Genomic DNA, 25,856 nt, shown 5'->3' on the forward strand with positions numbered 1-25,856 from the left:
GTGCCGGCAGCGGGGCCGGACGTTAAATGAATTCAGTTAGCGAGCGCGGTCTGCAGACGGGCCAGCTTGCCCTTCAGCGAACCATCGATGACCACGTCGCCGGCGTCGATCACGGCGCCGCCGATCAGCGAGGCATCGACCGCGGTGGTCACATCGACCTCGCGGTTGAAGCGCTTGCGCAGCGCGACCTTGATCGCGTCCAGCTCACTGGCCGACAGTTCGGCGGCCGAGGTGACGGTGGCCTTGACCACGTGCTCGGCTTCGGCGCGCAGGGCGTCGAACATGCCGGAGATTTCCGGCAGCAGCGGCAGACGATGCGATTCGGCCAGGATGGCCAGGAAGCGCGAGTAGGTCTCGCCGTGCGACACCGGCGCCAGCAGGGCGACGGCGTCGTCACGACCCAGCTCCGGGTTGGCGAGCAGGGCCGCCACGCGCGGGTCGGCGGCGACGTGGGCGGAGAACGCCAGGGCGTCCGACCACGGCGCGAACGCGCCTTCGTCGCGCGCGGTCGCGAACGCGGCGCGGGCGTACGGGCGGGCAAGCGTGAGGGCCTGGCTCATCCTTAGATCTCCGAGGCCAGCTCGTCGAGCAGCGCCTTGTGGGCGTTGGCGTCGATTTCGCGCTTGAGCAGCTTTTCGGCACCGGTCACGGCCAGCGCGGACACCTGCTTGCGCAGATCTTCACGGGCACGGTTGGCGGCGGCGTCGATTTCAGCCTGGGCCAGTTCCTTCTGACGGGTGGCTTCGGTGATCGCTTCGTTACGGGCAGCATCAACGATCTGGTTGGCACGTGCGTGGGCCTGATCGATGATCTCGTTGGCCTTGGTGCGTGCTTCCTTCAGCGCTTCGTTGACCTTCTCCTGCGCCTGGGCCAGATCTTTCTGGCTGCGGTCGGCAGCAGCGAGGCCTTCAGCAATCTTCTGCTGGCGCTCTTCGATCGCATTCATCAGCGGCGGCCAGATCTTGGTCGCGATGATCCAGATCAGACCAGCGAAGGCCAGCGCCTGCGCAAGAAGGGTGAAATTGATATTCATGGTTAGCTCGATCGCTGGTTTCGGGGTGGACGCGCCGCCGTAGCGGCGCATCCGGCCTTCATCCGAAACCGGGTGCATCAGCACCCGGTCGTCTCAAACCGCTGTATCAGCCGGCCAGAGCCTTGGTGACGGCGCCAGCGAAGGCAGCCGACAGCGGGTTGGCGAAGGCCAGCAGCAGGCCGACGGCGACCGAGATGATGAACGCGGCGTCGATCAGGCCGGCGGTGATGAACATGCGGACCTGCAGGACCGGGATCAGTTCCGGCTGGCGGGCGGCCGACTCCAGGAACTTACCAGCCATGATGGCCAGACCCAGACCGGCGCCCAGCGCGGCCAGGCCGATCATGATGCCGACGGCAAGGGCGGTGGAGCTCTGAATCTGCGCGAAGTTGGTCAGGACGGCGAAGTACATGGTTATCTCCAGGAACTTAAGTTGCTAAGGGTGATGAAACGGATGAAGGTTGAAACGCGTTGAAGCTTGAAACTCAGTGAGCGTCTTCCGACAGGCTCAGGTACACGATCGACAGCATCATGAAGATGAAGGCCTGCAGCGGGATCACCAGCAGATGGAACAGCATCCAGCCGAGGCCGAACACACCACCGGCAATGGCACCGAAGAAACCGGCACCACCCAGCACCCAGATCAGCAGGAACACGATTTCGCCGCCGAACATGTTGCCGAACAGTCGCATCGCCAGCGAGATCGGCTTGCTCAGCCACTCGACGATGTTGAGGATCAGGTTGAACGGCATCATCCACTTGCCGAACGGCGCCGTCAGGAATTCCTTGATGAAGCCGCCCAGGCCCTTCGACTTCAGTGCGAAGAACAGCATCAGGAAGAACACGCTGATGGCCATGCCCAGGGTGGCATTGACGTCAGCGGTCGGGACCGGCTTCCAGTAATGCACGCCCACCCATTCCAGCGGCTTGGCGATGAAATCGGCCGGGATCATCTTCAGCAGATTCATCAGCAGAATCCAGAAGAAGATGGTGATTGCGATCGGCGTGACCAGCTTGCTCTTGCCGTGGTAGGTGTCCTTGGCCTGGCGGTCGACGAACTCCAGGCAGATTTCCACGAAGGCCTGCCACTTACCCGGCACGCCGGCGGTGGCCTTGCGGGTGCCCAGCCAGAACGCGACAACGATCACCAGGCCCATCAGGACCGCGGTGAGGAAGGTATCGACGTGGATATGCCAGAACATACCCTCACCCTTGCCGACCGGCGCGGTCAGGTTGTGCAGGTGATGCTGGATGTAGCTGGTAGGGGTTAGAGCCTCGCCCGCCATGTGTCCGGAACCTTCAGTTAATTGAATTCTGTCAACGCCTGGCCATCGCCAGGACCTGGAACATCAAGCCGACGGCGATACCGGCCAACAGCGCCAATGCAGGCAGCTTGAAGACCAGGAACCCCACCAGCAGGACGCCGAAAACCACGACCCACTTGGCCACGATCGCAATGATCAGGCGAGCCATCGCCGATCCTGCGGCCAGTGCCCCGCCGCCCAGTGCCATCCGTGCCGCCACCCAGCCACCGGCCGAAATGGCCACACCGGACGCCAGCGCGCCGAGGGCGTATTTCGGACCTACCAGCAGGAAGGCCAGGGCCAGGACAGCCACTGCGGCCAGCGGGTAGACCGCGGCGCGCAGCATCAGTCGCCGACCCGCATCAACGGAGTTCAGCACAGGACGTCCCGCGTGGTTGCAAGTGGAGGGCTGAGGCGGCTACAGCAGGGGGGCCTCATCGAGCCGCCAAATTATAGCAATGGGACAATTTGCGAGACAACCGCTCCCTGTTCATCCCGGGAAGCCGCAAGTTGCGGTAACGGTTACATTTTTGCGTGCCACCCGGGGGACAATGACGTCCGTATGATGCTGCGGCGCAATATTGAACTTTGGTCGCATCCGGCGGAACTTTCGCCCAACGCACCGGTCCGATCTTTCGACCTGCCTGCAGCAACCTCGTCGACGCTTCGCCCCGCAGGTCCCACGATGGCCCCGAAGCCCGGCTCCGGGGCCATCTTTTTTGCATCGTGGTGACAGCGCTGAACCGTGCACATCGCGTGGACCATACGTTCACGGATGGTGGACGGCGATGTCCGGCACAGTGGTCTTCATTCTGATGAACCACTGCAAGGACTCTTCGATGCGCTCCGTACCCACCCTGCTCGCCCTCTCCCTGCTCGCCGCCGGCGCTTCGTTCGCCACTGCCGCCCACGCCGCCGAAGGCGATGATCGCTTCGCCCTGCGCCTGGGTGCGATGAACATCGACTCGGACAATACGATCCGCGGCAAGACCAACGTGGCTGGCCAGGACATCGGCTTCTCCGAGGACTTCAAGCTGGGTGGCAAGGAGTGGGAACCGCGCATCGACGGCATGTTCCGCATCAGCAACCGCCAGCGCCTGCTGTTCAACTACTTCAAGTACGACAAGGACCGCCGCGAGACCCTCGGCCAGGATATTTCCTTCGGTGACGTCAACGTGCCGTCCGGCAGCTTCGTCAAGGGCGAGCTGAAGTACCAGGTGGCCAGCCTGGTCTATGACTACTCGGTTGTGGACACCGATACCTTCGACCTCGGCCTGCAGCTGGGTGCCGAGTACGCCAAGGTGAGCAGCAAGGCCTATGCCGACCTGGGTACCGTCTACGAGGGCCAGTTCCTCAACGAGAAGACCGACGGCGTGGCACCGGTGGTCGGCGCGCGCCTGAGCTTCACTCCGTCGGAGAAGTGGATGATCACGCTGCAGGGCCAGTACCTCAACACGCGCTGGGGCAGCTTCGATGACTACAAGGGCGACCTGAGCCGCGCCAACGCCATCGTCGATTACCGCTTCACCAAGAACTTCGGTGTGTTCGCCGGCTACGACTGGTTCAAGCTCGATGCGGACAAGAAGGGCAGCGACGGCACCATCGGCCTGAAGCAGGAATTCAAGGGCCCGGTGGCCGGCGTCAGCTTCGTGTTCTGATCCCCCGCTCCTTCCACACGCTCTCTCCTGGCGCGGCCTCCTGAACATCGGGGCCGCGTTTTTTTGTTTGCACGGTCAAGCAGAAGCGGGTTGGTCGAGCGCTGGGGGAGAGGGGCTTGCGTGCGAATGCCCCCCGGCCCCGGCCTGCGGCCGTCACCTCCTCCTTTACTTCGCACGCAAGCCCCTCTCCCCCCGCGTATCAGGTATCCACGCGGCCTTTGTAGTGGCAGTGGCTCTACTTTCCGCAAGCCGGGCCGCTGCGAACGGTGGCAGTTGCCGCAGGTGCAAGCTGGGTCGAGCGCTGGAGGGAGCGGGGGCTGCGTGCGAATGTCCCCCGGTGCCGGCCTGAGGCCGTCACCTCCTCCTTTACTTCGCACACAGCCCCCGCTCCCTCCGCGTGTCATGCATCCAGGCGGCCTGAATACCGGCTCTCGACTTTCCGCAAGCCGAGGCGCTGCGCGGGTGGGAGGCATTTGGACAAAGTAAAGGAGGAGGCGACCGCCGCAGGCGGGCGACGGGGGACATTTGTCGAAATGCCTGCCACCCGCGCAGCGGCCCCACCCTTCGCTGCAGCACTGATCGAAGAAAAAAAGCCCCAGCAGATGCCGGGGCTTTTCGTTCGGAACGGCGCGGGCGCCTTACTTCTTCTTCGGCATGTACAGATCGGTGATCGTGCCGTCGTAGATTTCCGACGCCATCGCCACCGACTCGCTCAGCGTCGGATGGGCATGGATTGTGTGGCCGATGTCTTCGGCTTCGGCACCCATCTCGATGGCCAAGCCGATCTCGGCCAGCAGGTCACCGGCATGCACGCCAACGATGGCACCACCGATGATGCGGTGGGTCTCTTCGTCGAAGATCAGCTTGGTGAAGCCCTCGGTACGGCCAATGCCGATCGCGCGGCCGCTCGCCGCCCACGGGAACTTGGCCACGCCAACCTTCAGGCCCTTGGCCTTGGCTTCGGTCTCGGTGACGCCGACCCATGCGATTTCCGGGTTGGTGTAGGCCACCGACGGAATCACCCGCGCCACCCACTCCTTCTTGTGGCCAGCTGCCACTTCAGCCGCCAGCTTGCCCTCGTGCGTGGCCTTGTGGGCCAGCATCGGGTTGCCGACGATGTCGCCGATGGCAAAGATGTGCGGCACGTTGGTGCGCATCTGGCGGTCAACAGGGATGAAGCCACGGTCGGTGACCTGCACGCCGGCCTTCTCGGCATCGATCTTCTTGCCGTTCGGCGAGCGGCCCACGGCCACCAGCACGCGGTCGAAGGTGCCCTGGGCCAGCGCAGGCGCCTGGCCTTCCTCGGCGGCTTCGAAGGTGACGGTGATGCCCTTGGCATCGGCGGTGACGCCGGACGCCTTGGTCTTCAGGTGGACTTCAATGCCCTGCTTCTTCAGGCGGTCGGCCAGCGGCTTGACCAGGTCCTTGTCGGCGCCCGGCATCAGCTGGTCCATGAACTCGACCACGGTGACCTTGCTGCCCAGCGCGCCATACACGGTGGCCATTTCCAGGCCGATGATGCCGCCGCCGACCACCAGCAGCGAAGCAGGCACTTCGGCCAGCTCCAGCGCATCGGTGGAATCCATCACGCGCTTGTCGTCCCACGGGAAGTTCGGCAGCTTCACCGCCTGCGAACCGGCGGCGATGATGCACTTCTGGAAGCGCAGCAGCTGGGTGCTGCCGTCAGCAGCAGTGATTTCCAGCTCGTTGGCCGAAACAAACCTGCCGACGCCCTGCACGCTGCGGACCTTGCGCTGCTTGGCCATGCCGGCCAGGCCCTTGGTCAGTTGGTTGACGACCTTTTCCTTGTACTGGCGCAGCTTGTCCAGCGTGATGGTCGGCTTGCCGAACTCGACGCCGAAATCACCGGCGTGGGCGACTTCGTCGATCACCGCGGCGGCATGCAGCAGCGCCTTGGACGGGATGCAGCCGACGTTGAGGCAGACGCCGCCGAGGCTGGCGTAGCGCTCGACCAGCACCGTATCCAAGCCGACGTCGGCGGCGCGGAAGGCGGCCGTGTAGCCGCCCGGGCCCGAGCCCAGCACGACCATTTCGCATTCGATGTCGGCCGGCTTGCCGCTGGACAGTGCCGGCTTCGGTGCCGCCGGCTCGGCCGGGGCGCGGTGCGACGGGGTCACCGGCGGCTTGCTGGCCGGGGCGGCCGCTGCCGGGGCCGGCGCGGCGGCCTTGGCCGGGGCTTCGGTGTCGCCTGCAGCGTCCAGCAGCACGACCACGGCACCCTCGGACAGGGTGTCGCCCAGCTTGACCTTGATTTCCTTGACCACACCGGCGGCCGAGGACGGCACTTCCAGGGTGGCCTTGTCCGACTCCAGGGTCACCAGGCCCTGGTCCTTCTTCACCGTGTCGCCGACGGCGACCAACACTTCAATCACCGGCACATCGCTGTAATCGCCGATGTCGGGAACCTTGACTTCAATCGTGGCCATGGTGGGTTTTCCTCGTGCCCGGCCGGCATGGCCGGCGGGCTGTCACTGCATCTGTTCACGCGGCCGCGCCAGGGGCAGCGGCCGCACGGTGGGGGCGAAGCGGTGCCTTACAGCAGCACGCGGCGCATGTCGGCCAGTACCTGCGACAGGTACGTGGTGAAGCGTGCGGCCAGGGCGCCATCGATGACGCGGTGGTCGTAGCTCAGCGACAGCGGCAGCATCAGCTTCGGCGCGAATTCCTTGCCATTCCAGACCGGCTGGATGGAGGACTTGGACACGCCCAGGATGGCCACTTCCGGTGCATTGACGATCGGGGTGAACGCGGTGCCGCCGATGCCGCCCAGCGAGCTGATCGAGAAGCAGCCGCCGCTCATGTCGGCCGGGCCCAGCTTGCCGTCGCGGGCCTTCCTGGCCAGTTCGCCGGTTTCCTGCGCGATCTGCACCACGCCCTTCTTGTCCACGTCGCGGATGACCGGCACGACCAGGCCGTTCGGCGTATCGGCGGCAAAGCCGATGTGGAAGTACTTCTTCAGGGTCAGGTTTTCACCGCTGGCATCGAGCGAAGCGTTGAATTCCGGGAACTTCTTCAGTGCCGCGGCGCTGGCCTTGATCAGGAAGGCAAGCATGGTCAGCTTGATGCCGGCCTTCTCGTTCTCCTTGTTCAGCGCCACGCGCAGGCCTTCCAGGTCGGTGATGTCGGCCTGTTCGAACTGGGTGACGTGCGGGATCATCGCCCAGTTGCGGGCCAGGTTGGCACCCGAGATCTTCTTGATGCGCGACAGCGGCTGCACTTCGGTCTCGCCGAACTTGCTGAAGTCGACCTTCGGCCACGGCAGCAGGTTCAGGCCACCGCCAGCAGCAACGGCGCCACCGGCAGCCGCCGGCACGCCACCGCTGAGCGCGGCCTTGACGAACTTCTGCACGTCACCCTTGGTGATGCGGCCGCCCTTCTCGGTGCCGCTGATCTGCAGCAGGTCCACGCCCAGTTCGCGGGCGAACACGCGCACGGCCGGGGTGGCGTACGGCACCTTGGCCGGCAGCACGCCATCGGCGTTGAACTGCACCGGCGGGCTGGACGGAGCGCCGGCCGACGGCGCGGCGGCGACCGGAGCAGCTGCGGCAACCGGCGCGGCAGCCTGCGGAGCGGCCGGTGCAGCCGCCGGGGCCGGAGCGGCCGCCTTGGCCGGTGCCTGTGCTGCAGCGCCTTCGGCTTCGATGATGGCGACCACATTGCCCTGCGACAGATTGTCGCCAACCTTGACCTTGATCTCCTTGACCACACCGGCCACCGAAGACGGCACTTCCATGGTGGCCTTGTCGCTTTCCAGCGTGACCAGACCCTGGTCCTTCTTGACCGTGTCGCCCACGGCGACCAGCACTTCGATGACCGGGATACCGGAGTAATCGCCGATATCCGGCACCAGCGCTTCCACCGCACCGCCGCTGGCGGCAGGGGCAGCCGGAGCGGCCGGGGCAGCGGCGGCCGGGGCCGGTGCGCTCTGGGTGGCGGCAGCCGGGGCAGCGGCCTTGGCCGGTGCGGAAGCGGCAGCGGCCGGCGCAGCGGCCTCGCCTTCGGCCACTTCGATCAGCGCCACGACCTTGCCCTCGGACAGGCTGTCGCCCACCTTGACCTTCAGTTCCTTGACCACACCGGCAACCGAGGACGGCACTTCCATCGTGGCCTTGTCGCTTTCCAGCGTCACCAGGCCCTGGTCCTTCTTGACCGTGTCGCCGACGGCGACAAGCACCTCGATTACCGGGATATCGCTGTAGTCACCGATATCGGGGACAAGTGCTTCCTTGATTTCGGCCATGGGGATAACTCCGGCAATCTGGTGTAGGGAAACGTCTATTGTGCGGCCAGCGGGGGCCAGCGCCAACCGTTACAGGTGTTTTCAGTACGCACGCAGCCGGGACAGGCTGTTGCCCATGGGGTGCGGCCGCGACCAGTCGGTAGCGTATTGTCCGGACGATGTCCGCTTCATGTCGCCAGTGCGTCGGCCACCGGCTGCCAGGCCACACGCAGGCGCGGCAACGACCAGGCCGCATTGGCCGGGCTGGTGGAAGGCAGCGTCAGCACCCGGGGTGGGGCCTCCAGCCGTGGCAGCACCCAGCGCTGGAACGCCAGCATCGATGCACCGCCGTTGCAACCGATCAGCTCCAGCTCAGGAAGGGAGGCGATCAATGCCGGCAGCGCATTGGGCACTTCCGTGCCGCGCACGATGTGCGCATCCAGGCTGCCGCGACGTTCGCATTGGCCGATGACATCCCACAGGCCGACACCTGCCGCCTGCACTGCCTGCAACCGCTGTGCATACGGCAGGCCCGCATCAAACCCGCAGATATCAGCCATCAGCGACCAGAAACGATTGCGTGGATGGGCGTAGTAGCGCTGCTCCTGCAATGACGCCGCGCCCGGCATGGAGCCCAGCACCAACACCCGGCACTGCACGTTCACCTGCGCTTGCAGGCCGATGCACAACGTTGATTCGCTCACATCTTCTCCAACTGCATGAATGTCGGCGCGCACGGAAAACCCCATGGAAACAGGCTTTTCGCACTGATCGCTGAACAAGGAGAACTATTTTTTAACGCGCGTCGGATTCGATTCATGTTGAGGCGACTACGGTGTGCTCGCCCCGCAACCGGGGGCCCAAAACAAGAAACACTAGGAGATACCCCCATGCGCTCCATCCGTATCCTGAGTCTCGCCCTGCTGACCTCCGCCGCGTTCGCGCCGGCCGCTTTCGCCCAGGACAGCAGCTCCACCGATACCGCTTCGGGCAAGCATTTTGCCGTGGTTGGCGGCGTCGCGCTGCTGCAGCCGAAGAATGATCCGATCGACGGCATCAAGAAGGTCGATGGTGGCCCGGCGCCGACCGTCAGCTTCAGCTACTACATCAACGACAACTGGGCCGTTGAACTGTGGGGCGCCGCCGACAAGTTCGACCACAAGGTGAAGGGCCCGAACAATGCCCGCCTGGGCAACGTCGAGCAGCAGCCGGTCGCGCTGAGCGGCCAGTACCACTTCGGCCAGGCTGACAACGTGTTCCGTCCGTTCGTGGGCGTGGGCTACTACCAGTCCAGCTTCAGCAATGAAACGCTGGCCGACGGCAGCAGCTCCGACATCCGCCTCAAGGATGCCAAGGGCGTGATCGGCACCGTCGGCGTGGACATGAACATCAACTCCACCTGGTTCGCCCGTGCCGATGCCCGCTACATGCGTTCGCGTCCGGACGTGAAGGTCGGCGGCGAGAAGATCGGCGAAGCGAAGATGGATCCGTGGACCGTCGGCTTCGGCATCGGCGCCCGCTTCTGATCCAGGCAGTACCTGCTTCATTGATGTAACGCGACGGGCCCTGCGGGGCCCGTCGTCGTTTCCGTCACCTGCTGTCTGTAGAGTCGACTGTCAGTCGACTGCTCTTCCAGAAGTCGAGCATGGCTCGACTCTACAAAAGGCAGTCGACTCTACGCACACACACAGGACACGGAGGCACGATGCACGACGTCGACCTGCTGGTGATCGGTGGCGGCATCAACGGCGCCGGCATCGCCCGTGATGCGGCCGGCCGCGGCCTGCGGGTGCTGTTGTGCGAGCAGGATGACCTGGCCGCACACACCTCCAGCGCCAGCAGCAAACTGATCCACGGAGGCCTGCGCTACCTTGAACAGGGCGAGTTCGGACTGGTGCGCAAGGCACTGGGTGAACGCGAAGTGGTGCGGCGGCAGGCCCCCCATCTGGTCCGTCCGTTGCGCTTCGTGCTGCCATGGGAACCCCACCTGCGACCGCGTTGGATGCTGCGCGCGGGCCTGTGGCTGTATGATCATCTGGGCCGGCGCAGCCCGAGTTTTCCCGCCTCGCGCGCACTGGACCTGCAACGCGACCCGCTCGGCCCCTGGCTCTCCCCGGCGCTGCGGCAGGCCTTCAGCTACGCCGATGCGCAGGTCGATGACGCGCGGCTGGTACTGCTCAATGCGCTGGACGCCGCCCGGCGTGGCGCACGGGTACATGTGCGCAGCCGCTGCATTGAACTGCGCCCTGTGCTGGGCCGTTGGCAGGCCACGCTGGAAGCCACCGACGGCCGGCAGCAAACGGTGATCGCCCAGGCCGTTGCCAATGCAGCCGGCCCTTGGGCAGGAGGCCTGCTGGAACGTATGCAGGCGCGCGATGGCGGCCCCGCCCTGCGCCTGGTACAGGGCAGCCACATCGTGCTGCGCCGGCCCTGGCCCGACGACAGCGCCTGCCTGCTTCAGCAGCCCGATGGCCGCGTGGTGTTCCTGCTGCCCTTCGCCCACGACCACCTGCTGGTCGGCACCACCGACACCGACTACCGCGGCGACCCGGCCCGGTGCAGCGTGCTGCCTTCGGAGGCGGCTTACCTGTGCGAGGCCGCCAACCACTACCTGCGCGAGCCGATCACCCCGCAGGACGTGGTCTGGCAGTTCGCAGGGGTACGCCCGCTACTTGCCGATCCAGATCCGCGTGCAGCGAAGCTGAGCCGTGACTACCGCCTGCAGTTGCAGTCCGGCCCGGCGCCCGCGCTGCATGTGCTGGGCGGCAAGCTGACCACGTACCGCGTGCTGGCCGAAGAAGCGCTGGACCTGCTGCGCCCCGCCCTGCCGCAGATGGGACCGGCATGGACGGCAACGGGCCACCCACTGCCGGGCAGCGACTGGGGCGACGCCGCGCAGGCGCATTCCCGCCTGCAGGCACTGGCACCGTGGTTGCCCTCCGATACGACGCAGCGTTGGGCCGAGGCCTACGGCAGCCGCAGTGCTGCGCTGCTGCAGGGCGCGCACGGCCTGGAGGATCTTGGCGAGGATCTTGGTGCGGGCCTGCACGCGCGCGAGGTCGACTTCCTGCGTGACCACGAATGGGCGCGTAGCGCCGAAGACGTGCTATGGCGAAGGAGCAAGCTGGGGTTGCGGCTGGACGCTGACCAGGTGGCCCGGCTGCAGGCGTGGATGGAGTAACGGTAGCGCCGGGCATGGCCCGGCCCTACCGATGCTTTAGGATTTCCCCATCGCTACCGGAGACGCTGCATGACGCCCCGCTACGTGCTGGCCATCGACCAGGGCACCACCAGTTCGCGCGCGATCCTGTTCGACCGTGCTGGCGACATCGTCGGCAGTGCGCAGCGCGAGTTCGCGCAGATCTTCCCGCAACCCGGCTGGGTCGAGCATGACCCGCGCGAGATCCTCACCAGTGTCTATGCCACGCTGACCGAACTGCTCAGCCGCGAACAGATCGACCCGCGTCATATCGCCGCGCTGGGCATCACCAACCAGCGCGAGACCACCGTGGTCTGGGACCGCGCCACCGGCCAGCCGATCCACAATGCCATTGTCTGGCAGTCGCGGCAGAGCCATGCCATCTGCGAGCGACTGAAGTGCGACGGGCATGAGGCACTGGTCCGCGAACGCACCGGCCTGCTGATCGACGCCTATTTTTCCGCCACCAAGGTGCGCTGGATCCTCGACCACGTGGAAGGTGCGCAGCAACGCGCCGAGCGTGGCGAGCTGCTGTTCGGCACCATCGACAGCTGGCTGGTATGGAACCTCAGTGGCGGCCAGGCGCATGTGACCGACTACAGCAACGCCGCACGCACCCTGTTGTTCAACATCCACACGCTGGACTGGGATGACGACCTGCTGGCGCTGCTGGACATACCCCGCGCGATGCTGCCGCAGGTGCGCGATTCCAGCACGGTGTATGCGCACACACGGCCGCAGTTCTTCTTCGACCACCCGATCCCGATCGCCGGCATCGCCGGAGACCAGCAGGCGGCGCTGTTCGGCCAGGCCTGCTTCCAGCCGGGCATGGTAAAGAACACCTATGGCACCGGCTGCTTCATGCTGATGCACACCGGCAGGCAGGCGGTACGATCCCGTAACGGCCTGCTGACGACCATTGCCTGGGGCCTGGACGGGCGCGTGGAATATGCACTCGAAGGCTCGATCTTCATCGCCGGCTCGGTGGTGCAGTGGCTGCGTGACGGCCTGCGCATGATCGAGCGTGCCAGCGACAGCCAGGCACTGGCCGCGCAGGTGCCGGACAGCGGCGGCGCGTATCTGGTGCCGGCATTCGTCGGCCTGGGCGCGCCCTACTGGCGCAGCGATGTGCGCGGCGCGATGTTCGGCCTGACCCGTGGCACCCGCAAGGCACACTTCGTGCGTGCCGCGCTGGAGGCGATGGCCTACCAGACCCGCGACGTGCTTGATGCGATGCAGTCCGATGCGGGCATCGCGCTGACCGAACTGCGCGCCGACGGCGGTGCGATCGGCAACGATTTCCTGGCCGGCTTCCAGGCCGACATCCTTGGGGTGCCTCTGCTGCGGCCGCGGCTGACCGAGACCACCGCGCTGGGCGCGGCCTACCTGGCCGGTCTGGCCGTCGGGTTCTGGTCCAGCCGCGAGCAGATCACCGCGCAATGGGGCCTGGACCGGCGCTTCGAGCCACAGATGGAAGTGGCGCGGCGCGAGAAACTCTATGCAGGCTGGCAGCAGGCCGTGGCGGCCACCCTCGCCTTCCACGTCGACTGAAGGTCGTGCCGGCCGCTGGCCGGCAACCCCATGATCCTTGGCGGCGTTTGCAGATTGCCGGCCAGTGGCCGGCACGACCGCATGGCCAGAACGTCCGTAGCGCCGGTCAGAACGCCGGCAGCACCGCGCCCTTGTACCTGGTCTCGATGAAAGCCTTCACCTGCGGGCTGGTCAGGGCCTTGGCCAGCTTCTGCACGCGGGCGTCGTCCTTGTTGTCCGGCCGCGCGACCAGGAAGTTCACGTACGGCGAGTCCTTGCTCTCGATCGCCAGTGCATCCTTGGTCGGGTTGAGGCCCGCATCCAGCGCGTAGTTGGTGTTGATCAGGGCCAGGTCGACCTGGTCCAGCACGCGCGGCAGCATCGCCGAGTCCAGCTCGCGGAACTTCAGGTTCTTCGGGTTGGCGGTGATGTCACGCAGGGTCGACAGCGCGTTGGCCGGATCCTTCAGCTCGATCACGCCGGCCTTGTGCAGCAGGATCAGCGCGCGGCTGTTGTTGCTCGGGTCGTTCGGGATCACCACGTCGGCACCGTCGCGCAGCTCGGCCAGCGACTTGACCTTGCGCGAATAGGCACCGAACGGCTCGATATGCACGCCGATCACCTTCACCAGATCGGTCTTGCGATCGCGGTTGTAGGCATCCAGGTACGGCTCGGTCTGGAAGTAGTTGGCGTCCACCTGCTTCTGCACCAGCTGGTCGTTGGGCTGCACGTAGTCGTTGAACACGCGCACGTCCAGGTCCACGCCTTCCTGCTTGAGGATCGGCTTGACCACCTCAAGGATCTCGGCATGCGGCACGGCCGTGGCGGCCACCACCAGCTTCTGCGAGGGCTCGCCGGACTTGCCGCAGGCGGTCAGGGCCAGCGCAGCGGCGAGCAGGGGCAGCAACAGGGTCTTCTTCATGGGCGGAGGAGTTCTCGGGGGGAGTGTCAGGATTTTTCGTAGTTGCTCAGGGCCAGCTCGAGCAGCGCCTTGGCCTGCTCGCGCAGCATCACCGGCTCGACGATTTCGGCATCCGAGCCGTAGTGCAGCACGTCCATCAGCAGTTCGCGTGAGACGCTGTACGGCACCTTCAGTTCATAGCGGCCATCGGCCAGGAAGCGGCCCTGCTGCTTGGAGTGCCAATGCTCGTCGGCCACCCAGCGCGCGGCCTTGGCACTGAACAGGATGGTCGCCCAGCCCTTCGGCGCACCGGAGAAGATGCCGTAGCTGGCACCCAGCTGCTCGTCCAGCTCGCTGTCGGCGACGTCACGGGCAGTGCTGTCGACCACGCGCGCCTTGTGGATGCGGTCCACGGCGAAGCTGCGCAGGGCTTCGCGGTCATGGTCCCAGGCATCCAGGTACCAGTTGTCGCGGTAATGGGTCAGGCGCTGCGGCGAGACGGTGCGCTTGGTCGGCTCGTCGGTGGAACGGGCACGGTACTCGAACGCCAGCTGGCGGCGCTCCAGCACCGCCGAGGCCACGCTGCGGAAGCTGCCTTCATCGAACTTGCGGCCGCGGTGCGGGATTACCCGCACACGGTCCACCGGCCAGTTGGAGACACCGGCCTGGGCAGCCAGCAGGCTCTCGATACGCTGCTGCAGCGGCGCCAGCACCGAGGACAGCACGCCGCCGCCGGTACGCGCCAGCAGGTGCTGCGAGGCCAGCAGGGCGTGCAGCTCCTCCGAGCTGAGCCACAGGCCAGGCAGTTCGAAGCGGTCGCTCTCGTCGGCCTGGTAGCGGAAGCCGGCCTCGCCGTCGCCCTCGATCGGTGCCATCAGCGCATCGCGCAGGAAGGCCAGGTCGCGGTAGACGGTGGCACGGGAACAACCGAGCTTGTCCTGCAGGGTCGCCACCGTCACCGGATAGCGCGCGGACTTGAGCAGACGATGCAGGGCGGTGATGCGTTCGTATCGGTCCATACCCCCGATTATGTCCGAGTCGCGGGTCTTGTGTGGGACGTTTGGGCTATCGTGGTCGCCCCCACCCCCATGGAATGCCCGATGCGCCGGTTGCCCGCCCTGTCCCTGCTGGCCTGCCTGCTGCTGGCTGCCTGCGATCGCGCACCGGCGCCGGCCAGGACCGAAGCCCCCGTGCCCGCGGCCGATCCGGCCCAGGCCGTACTGGGCGCCAGCCAACGCTTTGCGGCCCTGGGCAGTTTCCATGCCGAGCTGGAGGTGCTGGGCGCGCCGCAGCCGGTGCGCAGTGCCATGGACTTCGTCGCCCCCGACCGCTTCCGGGTGCAGACCCCGGGCGGGCCGCAGACGATCATTGGCGACACCATGTTCCTGCAGGCCGACGGTGCGATCCGCCAGGTTCCCACCCCGCCGGGCCTGCTGGAGCAGTGGCGCAATCCCTTGCCGGCCGACGCCCTGCCTGCCGAGCTGCAGGCCGAAGACCTGGGCAGCCAATCGCTGGATGGAGTCGAAACCCGTCACTACCGGCTGCGTGGCGCCCAGCCCGGCGAACGCCTGGAATACTGGGTGGACGCCCAGGGCCTGCCACGGCAGATCGTGCGCAGCGGCAGCAGCAACGGCCGCAATTTCCAGCTGCGCCTGCGCTATTCGCGCTTCAACGACCCGGCATTGCGTATCGATCTGCCCTGAATAGGCGTCCGCGGCAACGTCTGCTGAAGCGCGCCTTGGATCGATTCTGACCGCCATCACGCTTCCAGTATCATCACCGGCTGTCAACCGCTTCGGAGAAGCCCCGATGTCCCTGCGCGTGTCCCTGCTGATCCCCCTGCTGCTGTGCGCGCCGCTCGCGTATGCACAGGATGCCTCCGAACTGGCGGCGATGTCTTCGCCGTGGAGCGGCAGTGGCGGCGAGCTCGGCTTCGCCTCGGCACGCGGCAACAGCAGCACCGAGAGCTTCAACGGCCGCCTGCGCCTGCGCTACACCGACGGCGACTGGGTGCACAGCATGGACCTGGCCGGCCTGCGTTCCAGCTCCAAGGTGACCGAGACCCGCGACGACGGCACCACTACCCGCCGCAACAACACCACCGCCAACCGCTACACCGGCAGTGCCGGCAGCGCGCTGCAGCTGGGCGAGCACCGCCAGCTGACGGCCACGGTGCGTACAGAGCGCGACGACTTCGCCACCTACGACCGCCAGAGCTCGTTCGGTCTGGGTTACGGCACCCGCCTGTGGAACACCGAGCGCTTCTCGTTCGACGCGCAGATCGGCCCCGGTGTGCGCCGCACCCACAGCACCGAGGACGACCGCACCCGCACCGGCATGATCGGCCGCGGCCTGTTCGACATGAAGTACTCGCTGACCGACAACACCGACCTGGTCAATACCCTGCTGGTCGAATCCGGTTCGTACAACACCTTCGGCCAGAACGACTTCGGCGTGTCGGTGAGCATGAACGAGCACCTGGCGCTGAAGGCCGGCTGGCAGGCGCGTTACAACAGTGACGTGGCCGAGGACAAGCGCAAGACCGATACGCTGACCACGATGAACGTGGTCTACAAGTTCAAGTAAGAAACGGGCGCCAAGGGCGCCCGTTCTTCTTCCGGTGGTGCCGGCCGCTGGCCGGCACGACCTGCGATGGCTCAGACGTTCAGCAGTTCGCCGGCACCGGCATCCAGCAGCATCTTCGCCACTTGCTGGCCCAGCGCTTCCGGATCACTGCCTGGGCCCACGGCTTCGGCGCGCACCGCACGGCCGTCGCTGGCGCTGCCAACCAGCCCCTGCAGGTGCAGGTCATCGCCCTGCCACTGCGCGATGGCCGCCACCGGCACGTGGCAGCTGCCATGCAACGCACGGTTCATCGCCCGCTCGGCTTCCACGCAGGCACGCGTGGCCGCGTCATCAAGCGGGGCGAACAACGCCATCAGCCGCGCATTGCCACCATCGCACTCCACCGCCACCGCGCCCTGCGCCGGGGCCGGCAGCCACTGCGGCGGTTGCAGGCGCGCGACGATGCGCTCGCCCAGACCCAGACGCTCCAGGCCGGCCACGGCCAGCACGATGGCGTCGTAACCACCATTGTCGAGCTTGGCCAGGCGGGTGTTGACGTTGCCGCGCAGGTCCAGCAATTCCAGATCCGGGCGCAGCGCGCGCAGCTGGGCCTGGCGGCGCAGCGATGAGGTGCCGACCCGCGCACCGATCGGCAGCGCGTCCAGCGAGGCGTACAGGTTGGAGACGAAACCATCGGCTGGATCGTGGCGGGTCAGCATCGCCGGCAGCGCGAAGGGTTCGTCCAGTTCCATCGGCACATCCTTCAGCGAGTGCACGGCGCAGTCGGCCTCACCGCGCAGGATGGCCAGCTCCAGCTCCTTCAGGAACAGGCCCTTGCCACCGATGGCGGCCAGCGAACGGTCGAGCACTTCGTCGCCGCGGGTGCTCATCGGCACCAGTTCCACATGCAAGCCGGGATGGGCCTGGCGCAGGCGGTCGGCGACGTGTTCGCTCTGCCAGAGGGCGAGCGGGCTCTTGCGGGTGGCGATGCGGACGGTTTCCATCCGGTCATTATCGCGCCTTCGGCGCGGATACGGCCAACGGCGGAGCCCCTCGTGGCTGGTGGAGGGGTCATGAAAGCAACAGCCGCGCTTGGCCGGACGGGGTGGGGTCACGGGGGACGCCGTGAATCCGTCCGTGGAGGCTTGGCCGCGGCATCCATGCCGCGGACACCCCCGCGACCCCACCCCGCCCGGCCTCTGACAGCTTCAGTGCGCCTCAGCCACGGAAGATCAAAAGAAAAAAGCAGAAGCAAAAGCAACAGCCGACGGCTTCCGGGGTCAGATCCCTTTTCCGCAGGAAAAGGGATCTGACCCCTCTTTCCAAGCCGATAACAACAATGCTCTTGCTGTCCGATGCGTTGAAGAACGAGAGGGTTGGGCCGGGGTGGGGCGGCGGGACCGTTGGCGCCATGGATGGCGCCATCGAGCTTACATGGATGTACTTGCAGCGTGTCCCGCCGCCCCACCCCGGCCCATCCCAGCACGTAGAAACAACGAGCCATGACCCGCTGTTGCTGTTGCTGTTGATTTCATAGCAGTCGCGGCCGCAGGCCGCGCGGACCACTCACAGATGCCGCAGTTCCTGCTTCAGCGTCGCCACGCAGCGGCGGCTGACTTCCAGCGGCTGCTTGCCATGCCGCAGCACCGCCTGCACTTGACCACCCGTGCCTCGGCGCAGCTCCACCAGCTCGTGGCGCGCCACCAGGCAGTTGCGATGGATGCGGATGAAGCGGCTGGCGAACTCTTCCTCCAGCGACTTCAGCGACTCCTCGATCAGGTCCTCGCCGCGCGCATGGTGCACCACCACGTACTTCTCTTCCGCCTGCAGGTAGTGGATGTCGTCCAGCGGGATCAGCCGCAGGCTGCCACGCAGGCGTGCGCACAGCATGCTGCGGGCCTGCTGCCCGCCGCTGTCCTGCGGCTGGCCATCGCGGCCGGCCAGGAACGTGCGTGCACGTGCGATCGCTGCGGCAAGGCGCTCGGCGCGGACCGGCTTCATCAGGTAATCGATGGCCGCCGCCTCGAACGCCGACAGCGCATGCGCGTCATAAGCCGTGCAGAACACCACCGCCGGGCGCGGCTCGAAGCTGGCCAGGTGGCGGGCGGCTTCCAGGCCGTCCAGCCCGGGCATGGCGATATCCAGCAGGACCAGGTCCGGCTGCAGCTCCGCGCACGCATGCAGGGCCTGCTCGCCGTTGCCGGCCTCGGCCACCACGTCCACCCCGTCCTGCGCCGCCAGCAGGCTGCGCAGGCGTTCCCGCGCCAGCGGTTCGTCATCGGCGATGACTACCCTCACGGTCGTCCCCTCACTGGATCGGCACTGTCACCTGGCAGGCATAGTAGCCCTCGCTCCAGCCAGCCGTCATCCGCGCGGCGGCGCCGAAGCGCCAGGCCAGCCGATGAGCGATGCTGTGCTGGGCATGGCCGGCACCGCGCGCCAGCGCCAACCCCGGCGCCTGCGGATCGGGCGCGGGATTGCGCACGCGGATCTGCAGCTCGTTGCCCTCGCGCACCAGCTGCAATTCGATGGTGCCGCCTTCGGGCAGCCGCGAAATGCCATGCAGCACTGCGTTTTCCACCAGCGGCTGCAGTACCAGCCTCGGCAGTGGCAGGTCCCACGGCAGCGGCTCATCGCGCTGCCAGCGCACCTGCAGACGCTCGCCGAGGCGCAGCGACTCTATCGACAGATAGCGCTCGGCCAGCTCGCATTCGTCACGCAGGGTGGAGTCGCCCTCGCCCGCGCCCAGGGCAGCACGGAACAGATCGGACAGATCCAGCACCGCGCGTTCGGCCACCGCCGGATCGCGATGCAGCAGGCTGGCGATCAGGTTCATGCTGTTGAACAGGAAGTGCGGCCGGATCCGCGCCTGCAGCGCGTCGGCCTGGGCACGCGCGTTGGCCTGCACCTGCGCGGCCCAGCGATCGCTCACATAGAAGTAGCGCAGGGCAAGTGCGGCGATCAGTGCCGTGGTTGCCGCACTGCCCAGGGTGAAGCGCCAGAAGCTGATGCCGCGGGCGAAGTTGTCGCCCAGTACCGCGTACAGTGCATGCACGATGCCGGCACAGACCACCGCGATCAGGGTCGCCAGCATGATCGCCGCGACAGCGCCCAGCACCTGCGGCAGCCTCGACAGTGCCTGCCGCAGGAGGCACAGGCTGGCGGTCACCGCCAGCGCCAGCCACAGCGCGAAGCCGCTGGCCGACAGCAGCTCGCCGAAGGTCCAGTGGCGGCTGCCATCGGGCGCCAGCGCCAGCACCACCACCACCAGCTGGGCCAGGCCGAGCATCGCCGCCAGCCGCGGCAGGCGGCACAGTTCCGGCATCCACGGCGATGTGCTGGCCGGGGGCATGGCTCAGGCAGCGCCCAACCGTTCCTGCAGCCAGTCACCGAGCGCCTGGATCTCTTCGGCGCAGACCTGGTGGGCCATCGGGTAGCTGTGCCACTCCACCTCCAGGCCCAGCGCCTGCAGGGCCTGCGCGCTGTGTACGGCCACCGCCTGCGGAATCACCGGGTCGCTGCTGCCATGGGCCATGAACACCGGCACCTGCACCGCACCGTCAACGCGCCTGGCGCGCTCGGCTTCCGGCAGGTAAGTGGACAGTGCGATCAGGCCGGCCAGTGGCGCGATGCGCGACAGTGCAGCGGTGAGGATGATCGCCCCGCCCTGCGAGAAGCCGGCCAGGAAGATCTTCTCCGGCGCGACGCCGCGCTCGATCTCACGTGCGATCAGCGCATCCAGCTGCAGCACCGATTCCTGCACGCCGGCCATGTCGGCACGCGAGCGGAAGTCCATCCCGACGATGTCGTACCAGCCGCGCATCGGCACGCCGTTGTTGATCGTGATCGGCCGCACCGGTGCGTGCGGGAACACGAAGCGCAGCGCCGGCCAGTGCGGACGCACCAGTTCCGGCACGATCGGCGCGAAGTCGTGGCCGTCGGCGCCAAGCCCGTGCAGCCAGATCACCGACCACTGTGGCGAGGCGCCGGTTTCCTGTTCCACCGTTTGCAGCATGATGCGGCTCCTTCAAGTTCGAGCCGCATTATGCCGCTGGTGCAGGGCCATCAGTACAGCGGCGGTTGCTCGGCGGCTTCCCGGCGCAGCTGCGCGGCGCGCACCAGCACCGGTGGCGGAATGTTCTCTTCGGGGATGTCGAGCAGGCCGAGGCGATGCAGGAAGGCACCCGGACCGCGCGAGGAGGTCAGCGCGACCACCGGAACGGCCAGCACCATGCCGATCACCACCGGCGCCATCCAGGCTGCCAGCGACGGCGACACCGCCCACGCCAGCACACCCATGAACGCACCAAACACACCCAGCCCGCCGTAGCCACGGATCAAGGCCATCCACGAGATGCCACCATCGTCACGCTGCTGTGCGTCCCAGCCGGAATCGCGGCCGGACAGCACTTCGGCCACGCCGCGCGACTGCACGTACATCACCACCGGTGCCATCAGTGCGGCCAGCACGGTCTCCACCAGCATCGACACGAACGCACGGATCGCACCGCCGCAACCGCGGCGGTCGACAGGGTCCAGCAGCATCGCCAGATAGCCCAGCACCTTGGGCAGCAGCAGCACCGCCATGGTGGCGGCGAACAGGCGCACCACCTGCTCCTCGTCCTGGGCCCGCCAGTACACGCTGGGTGACAGGTGCAGCAGGGCATTGAAATCGATGCCTTCCTGGAACAGCGGGATCGCAATGCCGATCAGCATCAGCATCGCCCACATCGGCGCGGTGAAGTAATGGCCGATGCCGATCAGCATGTGGGTGCGGCTGATCCAGTGCAGGCCACGGCTGCCGACCACCTTGCCGTGCTGCAGGTTGCCCTGGCACCAGCGACGGTCGCGCACCAGCAGGTCGGTCAGGGTCGGCGGGCCTTCTTCGTAGCTGCCCCCCAGGTACGGCACCATGTGCGCGGCCCAGCCGCCACGGCGCATCAGCGCTGCCTCGACGAAATCGTGGCTGAGCACGTGGCCGCCGAACGGCTTGCGCCCCGGCAGCGCTGGCAAGCCGGCGTGGTCGGCGAAGGCACGGGTGCGGATGATGGCGTTGTGGCCCCAGTAGTTGCTCTCGGCGCCATGCCACCAGGCCACGCCACGGGCGATCACCGGGCCGTACACGCGACCGCCGAACTGCTGCATGCGTGCGAACAGGGTGCGGCCACCGATCACCGAGGGCAGGGTCTGGATCAGGCCGACATCGGCGTTGTGTTCCATGCCGGCCACCAGGCGCACGATGCTGTCGCCGGTCATCAGGCTGTCGGCGTCCAGGATCAGCATCTGCGGGTAAGCGCCACCGAAGCGGCGCACCCAGTCGGCGATGTTGCCGGCCTTGCGCCCGCTGTTGTCGCCACGGCGGCGGTAGAACAGCCGCGTCTGGCCGTCCGGCACGCGCTCGCGCAGTTCGGCGAATACCTGCTCCTCGGCGCGTGAGATGTCCTCGCGCCGGGTATCGCTGAGCACGAAGAAGTCGAAGCGTTCGAGCTGGCCGGTGGCGGCCACCGACTCGTAGATCGCCTGCAGGCCCGCCAGCAGTCGGCGCGGATCCTCGTTGTAGGTCGGCATCAGCAGCGCGGTGCGGCTGTGCACGGTCGGCAGCGGCTTGTCCGGGTCGATGCCAAGGCGATAGCCACGGTCGAACACGGCGGTCAGGAAGCCGGCCACGGCGCTGGCGAAGGACAGCGCGATCCAGGCGAACAGGCCGACGAACAGCACCAGCAGGCAGGCTTCCAGCACGCTGATGCCATTGGCCGACAGCACCCGCCACATCATGCGGGTGGCGATGGCGGTCATGGCCAGGGTGCCGCCAAAGATGTAGAACCGGCGCAGGCCGATCAGGCGTGGCGAGGTACGGTGCCGACGGACCTTCAGCTTGCCTTCGCGCAGGGTCTGTTCGGGCATCGGCAGCGGAGATTCAGCCGGCAGCAGCGCCCAGCCGGCGTCGAGCCGGGGCGCATCCGCTTCCGCGTGGATGGTGTGACCCCCCATCACCGCTTACTCCCCACGATCGGCATGGCCGGCCGTCCCGGCCGGGCTGCATGCGCGAAGGTTCCCGGCGCGCCTTCCCGGCGCCCGCACTTGTCCTGGCTGTACCGGCCCTTGGCCGCACAGTCGCTGTCTGTCACTACCGGAACCCACACGATCTCCAACGGGGCGGAATCGAAAATGCGGCCCAGTCTAGGGCGCCGGATGTAAGCCGAGTGCGAAGGTCTACGCCGGGATTTATCCCCATTCAGCAAACAGCAGGCGATGGCGGACCGCGCAGCGGAATGTCGCTTCGTGGCACCGGGTACTGGATCGTAACAAACGCGAACGGTTATCATTTCATTAACCAGGCAGGTCGCCGTCTTCCGTACGGCCGAGACCCACCCAGCTGCGCCGGCCCGAACCGTGCGCCCTATGACCCATGGAAGGGGGCCTGCCTGCTTGTCTGCGTGTGCCCGCTGCTTCCATCCGGTCCCCCCTCATTCGATGGAAGCCGTCATGTCCAAGCCGTTCCGCTCCCGTTCCGCGCGCCTGCCGCGCACCCGCCTGGCCAGTGCCCTGGCCACCGCCTGCCTGCTGGCCCTGCCCGGCGTGGCCGCTGCAGAGGCCAGCGCCGATGCCTCCACCAAGGACCTGGATACCGTGGTGGTCACCGCCTCGGGCAACCAGCAATGGATCAAGGATGCGCCGGCCAGCATCAGCGTGATCAGCCGCGAGGACATCGCGCGCCAGCCGGTGCACGACCTGGCCACCCTGCTCAGCCGCGTGCCCGGCGTGACCGGTGGCCTCAGTGCGGTTGGCGAGCAGTCCAAGATCAAGCTGCGCGGCATGCCGTCGAACTACACGCTGGTGCTGGTGGACGGCAAGCGCATGGGCAGCTCGGCCTCGACCAACTACCGGCCGGACCTGGGCCGCCAGGACCTGAACTGGATCTCGCCTGACCAGATCGAGCGCATCGAAGTGGTGCGCGGACCGATGTCGTCGCTGTATGGCTCCGACGCCATGGGCGGCGTGATCAACATCATCACCCGGCGCATCGGTGATGACTGGAGCGGCAGCGCCACCCACAGCTATACCCGCCCGGGCGATGGCAAGCGCGGCGACACCCAGCAGATCGGTGCGACGTTCTCCGGCCCGCTCGGCGAGCGCTTCGGCCTGCGCATCGGTGCCAACAGCATGCGCCGCGATTCGGATCGCTCCAATGGCGGTGTCTACGGCAACGCGTATGCAGGCGAGAAGGACCGCAATGTCGATGCGCTGCTGCAGTGGAAACTGAGCGACGCGCAGGAACTGTCGCTCGAAGCCGGCCATGGCGTGCAGCAGGCCTTCATCGACGCTTCGCTGGAAAAGCAGGATGAAGGCGCCTGGGGTGCCAGCGAACTCAAGCGCAGCTCGCTGGCGCTCAACCACGATGGCAAGTGGAGCTTCGGCAATTCGAAGATCAGTGCGTACTGGACCGAGTACAGGAACGACATCGGTGCTACCGGCCGTTCCGAAGCCACCGATACGATCATCGAGGGCAGCCTGACCACGCCGTTCACCCTCGGCGTTGAACACCAGTTCGCCGTGGGCGGCCAGTGGAAGCGCCAGAAGCTGACCAACACCGACACCATCGGCCGCGCGCCGATCGACTATGCCGGCAATGCCGTCAGCGGCTCCGATCTGGAAGTGGATACCTGGGCCCTGTTCGTCGAAGACGAACTGAAGCTGCACCGCACCCTGGCACTGACCCTGGGCGCGCGACTGGATCACCATGAGAAGTTCGGTGGCCACGTCAGCCCGCGCGCCTACCTGGTCTGGCATCCGGCCGAGCAATGGACCATCCGCGGTGGCGTTTCCAAGGGCTTCCGCGCCCCCAGCCTGACCGAGAACTCCGCCAGCGCCGCCACCCAGTCCGGTGGCCGTGGCTGCACCTCGCTGATTCCGCTGGGCTATACCCGCGGCGGCTGCTACATGGCCGGCAACCCGGACCTGGACCCGGAAACCAGCACCAACCGCGAAATCGGCATCAGCTTCGACAACGACCTGGTCGATGCCGGCCTGACCTACTTCCACACCGACTTCAGGAACAAGATCGAGTACGCACCGCTGGGCAGGTTCAACGGCATCTGGTGGACGCGGATGAGCAACGTGCAGCGCGCACGCACCAGCGGCATGGAAGGCAGCTTCAATGTCCGCTTCGGCGAGCACTGGCGCTGGCGCACCTCGGCGACATGGATGAAGGAAGCCAGGAACCTGACCACCGGCCGCAACCTGATCGATACCCCCGAATTCTCGGGCTATTCGTCGCTGGACTGGACGCCCGACGCGGTGTTTTCCAGCAGCCTGTCGGCGCAGTACACCGGCAGGCAGGCCGGCACGGCGACGACCTTCCTCAAGGCCTACACGCTGTATGACCTGACCGCCGCCTGGAACGTCAATGAGGTACTGACCCTGCGTGGCGGCGTCAGCAACCTGGCCGACAAGAAGCTGTATGCGGAAGGCTCCACCGATTACTTCGTGGCCGGGCGCAGCTACTTCCTCAGCATGACCGCGCGGTTCTGACCAAGAGCGTCCGCCGCGATCGCGCTGGCGACGGGCCAGCGCGATCGGCGGTGTTGCGGATTACTCGCTTTCCAATGCGGCGGCGGGCGCCGCGCTCTGCGTAGCCGCCGTGCGTGCACGGTCCATCGCCACCGCCAGTTGCTGGCGTGCGAGCAGCTGTTGTGCCTGCACCACTTCAGGTGTCGGCAGGAGCACCGGTCCCGGTGCGTTTTCCGGTGTAGCAGGTGTGGTCATGCAACCTCCATGGACATCCCGCCGCCGCACGGATTCAGCTGGTGCGGCAGCGGAACTGCGCACCCTATCCTAAAAACAAGGCGGGCGGGTGACGGTGCGCGCCCCTGCCGCAGCAGCCGGAACAAGGCAGGCGTCACATTTTTGACGGTGACGCTTGGATCCTGAATAGGACTTGTCCTATCATGAAAACGTTTTCTCACAGGGATGTCTCCCCCAATGAATACCACTGACCTGTCCCAGTTCAGCCCGAAGTGGCAGTTCCGCTTCAACTTCTTCCGCCAGCACGGCGCCCCCAAGAACCCCGGCTTCAAGCAGGCCTGGAAGGCGCTGTCCTTTGGTGACCGCCTGAAGATCAACCTGAACTTCTTCGCGTTGTTCTTCGGTGCCATCTACCTGCTGATTCTTGGCATGTGGCGCAAGGCACTGGTGGTGATCGGCATCAACATCGCGCTGGCCATCATCACCATGTTCCTTCCGGACGTCGTCGGGCGCATGCTGTTCATCGCCATGAACCTGCTGGTCGCCTCCAGCACCAACTACAGCTACTACCTGGAGAAGGTGGAAGGACGTACCAGCTGGAACCCGTTTGAAGGAATGTTCTGAGCCATCAGACCTGCGCAGGATGCGCGGCAAGGATGCAACCGACGCCCGGCCCCCGCC

Annotated in this window: 24 protein-coding genes; 8 read left to right on the forward strand and 16 right to left on the reverse strand. The window is 66.6% G+C overall.

Annotated features, from left to right (window positions below):
- Window positions 1-32 precede the first annotated feature (32 nt).
- From ACZK29_RS19050 to ACZK29_RS19070, 5 genes are all read right to left on the reverse strand, one after another.
- Window positions 33-560, reverse strand: coding sequence for a F0F1 ATP synthase subunit delta (locus tag ACZK29_RS19050; protein WP_010481321.1), 528 nt, complete (start codon window positions 558-560; stop codon window positions 33-35).
- A gap of 2 nt (window positions 561-562) precedes the next feature.
- Window positions 563-1,033, reverse strand: a complete 471-nt coding sequence (locus ACZK29_RS19055; RefSeq protein WP_005419512.1) for a F0F1 ATP synthase subunit B — start codon at window positions 1,031-1,033, stop codon at window positions 563-565.
- 106 nt (window positions 1,034-1,139) lie between these two features.
- Window positions 1,140-1,445: a F0F1 ATP synthase subunit C gene (atpE, locus tag ACZK29_RS19060; RefSeq protein ID WP_005411133.1), complete on the reverse strand. Its 306-nt coding sequence runs from the start codon at window positions 1,443-1,445 to the stop codon at window positions 1,140-1,142.
- 73 nt (window positions 1,446-1,518) lie between these two features.
- The gene (gene atpB / locus ACZK29_RS19065) at window positions 1,519-2,319 is read right to left on the reverse strand and encodes a F0F1 ATP synthase subunit A (protein ID WP_010481316.1); all 801 of its coding nucleotides are present in this window, start codon (window positions 2,317-2,319) and stop codon (window positions 1,519-1,521) included.
- 31 nt (window positions 2,320-2,350) lie between these two features.
- Window positions 2,351-2,716 carry a hypothetical protein gene (locus tag ACZK29_RS19070; protein WP_006394654.1) on the reverse strand — a complete coding sequence of 122 codons (366 nt, stop codon included), beginning with the start codon at window positions 2,714-2,716 and terminating at the stop codon, window positions 2,351-2,353.
- Between the two features lie 460 nt (window positions 2,717-3,176).
- On the opposite strand from ACZK29_RS19070, the gene ACZK29_RS19075 reads away from it, so the two are divergent.
- Window positions 3,177-3,995 carry a hypothetical protein gene (locus tag ACZK29_RS19075; protein WP_111205047.1) on the forward strand — a complete coding sequence of 273 codons (819 nt, stop codon included), beginning with the start codon at window positions 3,177-3,179 and terminating at the stop codon, window positions 3,993-3,995.
- 638 nt (window positions 3,996-4,633) lie between these two features.
- Here the strand turns inward: ACZK29_RS19075 and lpdA are convergent.
- From lpdA to ACZK29_RS19090, 3 genes are all read right to left on the reverse strand, one after another.
- Window positions 4,634-6,442, reverse strand: coding sequence for a dihydrolipoyl dehydrogenase (gene lpdA / locus ACZK29_RS19080; protein ID WP_459047377.1), 1,809 nt, complete (start codon window positions 6,440-6,442; stop codon window positions 4,634-4,636).
- Between the two features lie 107 nt (window positions 6,443-6,549).
- Complete coding sequence (gene aceF, locus ACZK29_RS19085) at window positions 6,550-8,256, reverse strand: dihydrolipoyllysine-residue acetyltransferase (RefSeq protein ID WP_478446365.1); 1,707 nt, start codon at window positions 8,254-8,256, stop codon at window positions 6,550-6,552.
- Between the two features lie 167 nt (window positions 8,257-8,423).
- Window positions 8,424-8,939, reverse strand: a complete 516-nt coding sequence (locus ACZK29_RS19090) for a DNA-deoxyinosine glycosylase (RefSeq protein WP_478446366.1) — start codon at window positions 8,937-8,939, stop codon at window positions 8,424-8,426.
- A gap of 186 nt (window positions 8,940-9,125) precedes the next feature.
- On the opposite strand from ACZK29_RS19090, the gene ACZK29_RS19095 reads away from it, so the two are divergent.
- The 3 genes from ACZK29_RS19095 to glpK all read left to right on the forward strand — a co-directional run bounded on the left by ACZK29_RS19095 (window position 9,126) and on the right by glpK (window position 12,985).
- Entirely contained in the window at window positions 9,126-9,761 is a 636-nt protein-coding gene (locus ACZK29_RS19095) for an OmpW/AlkL family protein (protein ID WP_005411140.1), read from the forward strand.
- Window positions 9,762-9,940: 179 nt separating this feature from the next.
- Window positions 9,941-11,416 (forward strand): glycerol-3-phosphate dehydrogenase, encoded by a 1,476-nt coding sequence (glpD, locus tag ACZK29_RS19100; protein ID WP_478446367.1) that lies wholly within the window; start codon window positions 9,941-9,943, stop codon window positions 11,414-11,416.
- A gap of 69 nt (window positions 11,417-11,485) precedes the next feature.
- On the forward strand, window positions 11,486-12,985 hold the full coding sequence (gene glpK, locus ACZK29_RS19105) for a glycerol kinase GlpK (protein ID WP_111205044.1): 1,500 nt from the start codon (window positions 11,486-11,488) through the stop codon (window positions 12,983-12,985).
- A 106-nt stretch (window positions 12,986-13,091) separates the two neighbouring features.
- Here the strand turns inward: glpK and ACZK29_RS19110 are convergent, their stop codons facing one another.
- Complete coding sequence (locus tag ACZK29_RS19110) at window positions 13,092-13,886, reverse strand: MetQ/NlpA family ABC transporter substrate-binding protein (protein ID WP_012481327.1); 795 nt, start codon at window positions 13,884-13,886, stop codon at window positions 13,092-13,094.
- A 26-nt stretch (window positions 13,887-13,912) separates the two neighbouring features.
- Window positions 13,913-14,884, reverse strand: coding sequence for a helix-turn-helix transcriptional regulator (locus ACZK29_RS19115; RefSeq protein ID WP_005411144.1), 972 nt, complete (start codon window positions 14,882-14,884; stop codon window positions 13,913-13,915).
- A gap of 81 nt (window positions 14,885-14,965) precedes the next feature.
- Between ACZK29_RS19115 and ACZK29_RS19120 the strand changes: the two genes are divergently transcribed.
- Entirely contained in the window at window positions 14,966-15,568 is a 603-nt protein-coding gene (locus ACZK29_RS19120; RefSeq protein ID WP_033833962.1) for a LolA-like protein, read from the forward strand.
- Between the two features lie 106 nt (window positions 15,569-15,674).
- A complete protein-coding gene (locus tag ACZK29_RS19125) occupies window positions 15,675-16,451 on the forward strand; it encodes a DUF481 domain-containing protein (protein WP_005411146.1) in 777 nt (258 codons plus the stop codon).
- A gap of 71 nt (window positions 16,452-16,522) precedes the next feature.
- On the opposite strand, the gene hemC is transcribed toward ACZK29_RS19125, so the two are convergent.
- From hemC to mdoH, 5 genes are all read right to left on the reverse strand, one after another.
- Entirely contained in the window at window positions 16,523-17,434 is a 912-nt protein-coding gene (hemC, locus tag ACZK29_RS19130; RefSeq protein WP_111205046.1) for a hydroxymethylbilane synthase, read from the reverse strand.
- A 562-nt stretch (window positions 17,435-17,996) separates the two neighbouring features.
- Window positions 17,997-18,728, reverse strand: a complete 732-nt coding sequence (locus tag ACZK29_RS19135; protein WP_012481330.1) for a LytR/AlgR family response regulator transcription factor — start codon at window positions 18,726-18,728, stop codon at window positions 17,997-17,999.
- Window positions 18,729-18,738: 10 nt separating this feature from the next.
- Entirely contained in the window at window positions 18,739-19,782 is a 1,044-nt protein-coding gene (locus tag ACZK29_RS19140; RefSeq protein ID WP_181453408.1) for a sensor histidine kinase, read from the reverse strand.
- A 3-nt stretch (window positions 19,783-19,785) separates the two neighbouring features.
- A complete protein-coding gene (locus ACZK29_RS19145) occupies window positions 19,786-20,445 on the reverse strand; it encodes an alpha/beta hydrolase (protein ID WP_180872504.1) in 660 nt (219 codons plus the stop codon).
- Window positions 20,446-20,495: 50 nt separating this feature from the next.
- On the reverse strand, window positions 20,496-22,421 hold the full coding sequence (gene mdoH, locus ACZK29_RS19150; RefSeq protein WP_164147232.1) for a glucans biosynthesis glucosyltransferase MdoH: 1,926 nt from the start codon (window positions 22,419-22,421) through the stop codon (window positions 20,496-20,498).
- A 495-nt stretch (window positions 22,422-22,916) separates the two neighbouring features.
- Between mdoH and ACZK29_RS19155 the strand changes: the two genes are divergently transcribed.
- The gene (locus ACZK29_RS19155) at window positions 22,917-24,962 is read left to right on the forward strand and encodes a TonB-dependent receptor domain-containing protein (protein WP_164147233.1); all 2,046 of its coding nucleotides are present in this window, start codon (window positions 22,917-22,919) and stop codon (window positions 24,960-24,962) included.
- 60 nt (window positions 24,963-25,022) lie between these two features.
- Here the strand turns inward: ACZK29_RS19155 and ACZK29_RS19160 are convergent, their stop codons facing one another.
- Entirely contained in the window at window positions 25,023-25,196 is a 174-nt protein-coding gene (locus ACZK29_RS19160; RefSeq protein WP_005411154.1) for a hypothetical protein, read from the reverse strand.
- Between the two features lie 216 nt (window positions 25,197-25,412).
- On the opposite strand from ACZK29_RS19160, the gene ACZK29_RS19165 reads away from it, so the two are divergent.
- Window positions 25,413-25,799: a DUF2628 domain-containing protein gene (locus tag ACZK29_RS19165; RefSeq protein WP_024957921.1), complete on the forward strand. Its 387-nt coding sequence runs from the start codon at window positions 25,413-25,415 to the stop codon at window positions 25,797-25,799.
- The last annotated feature ends 57 nt before the right edge of the window (window positions 25,800-25,856 follow it).

It is taken from the genome of Stenotrophomonas sp. 89682_Sma (genome assembly GCF_056481405.1).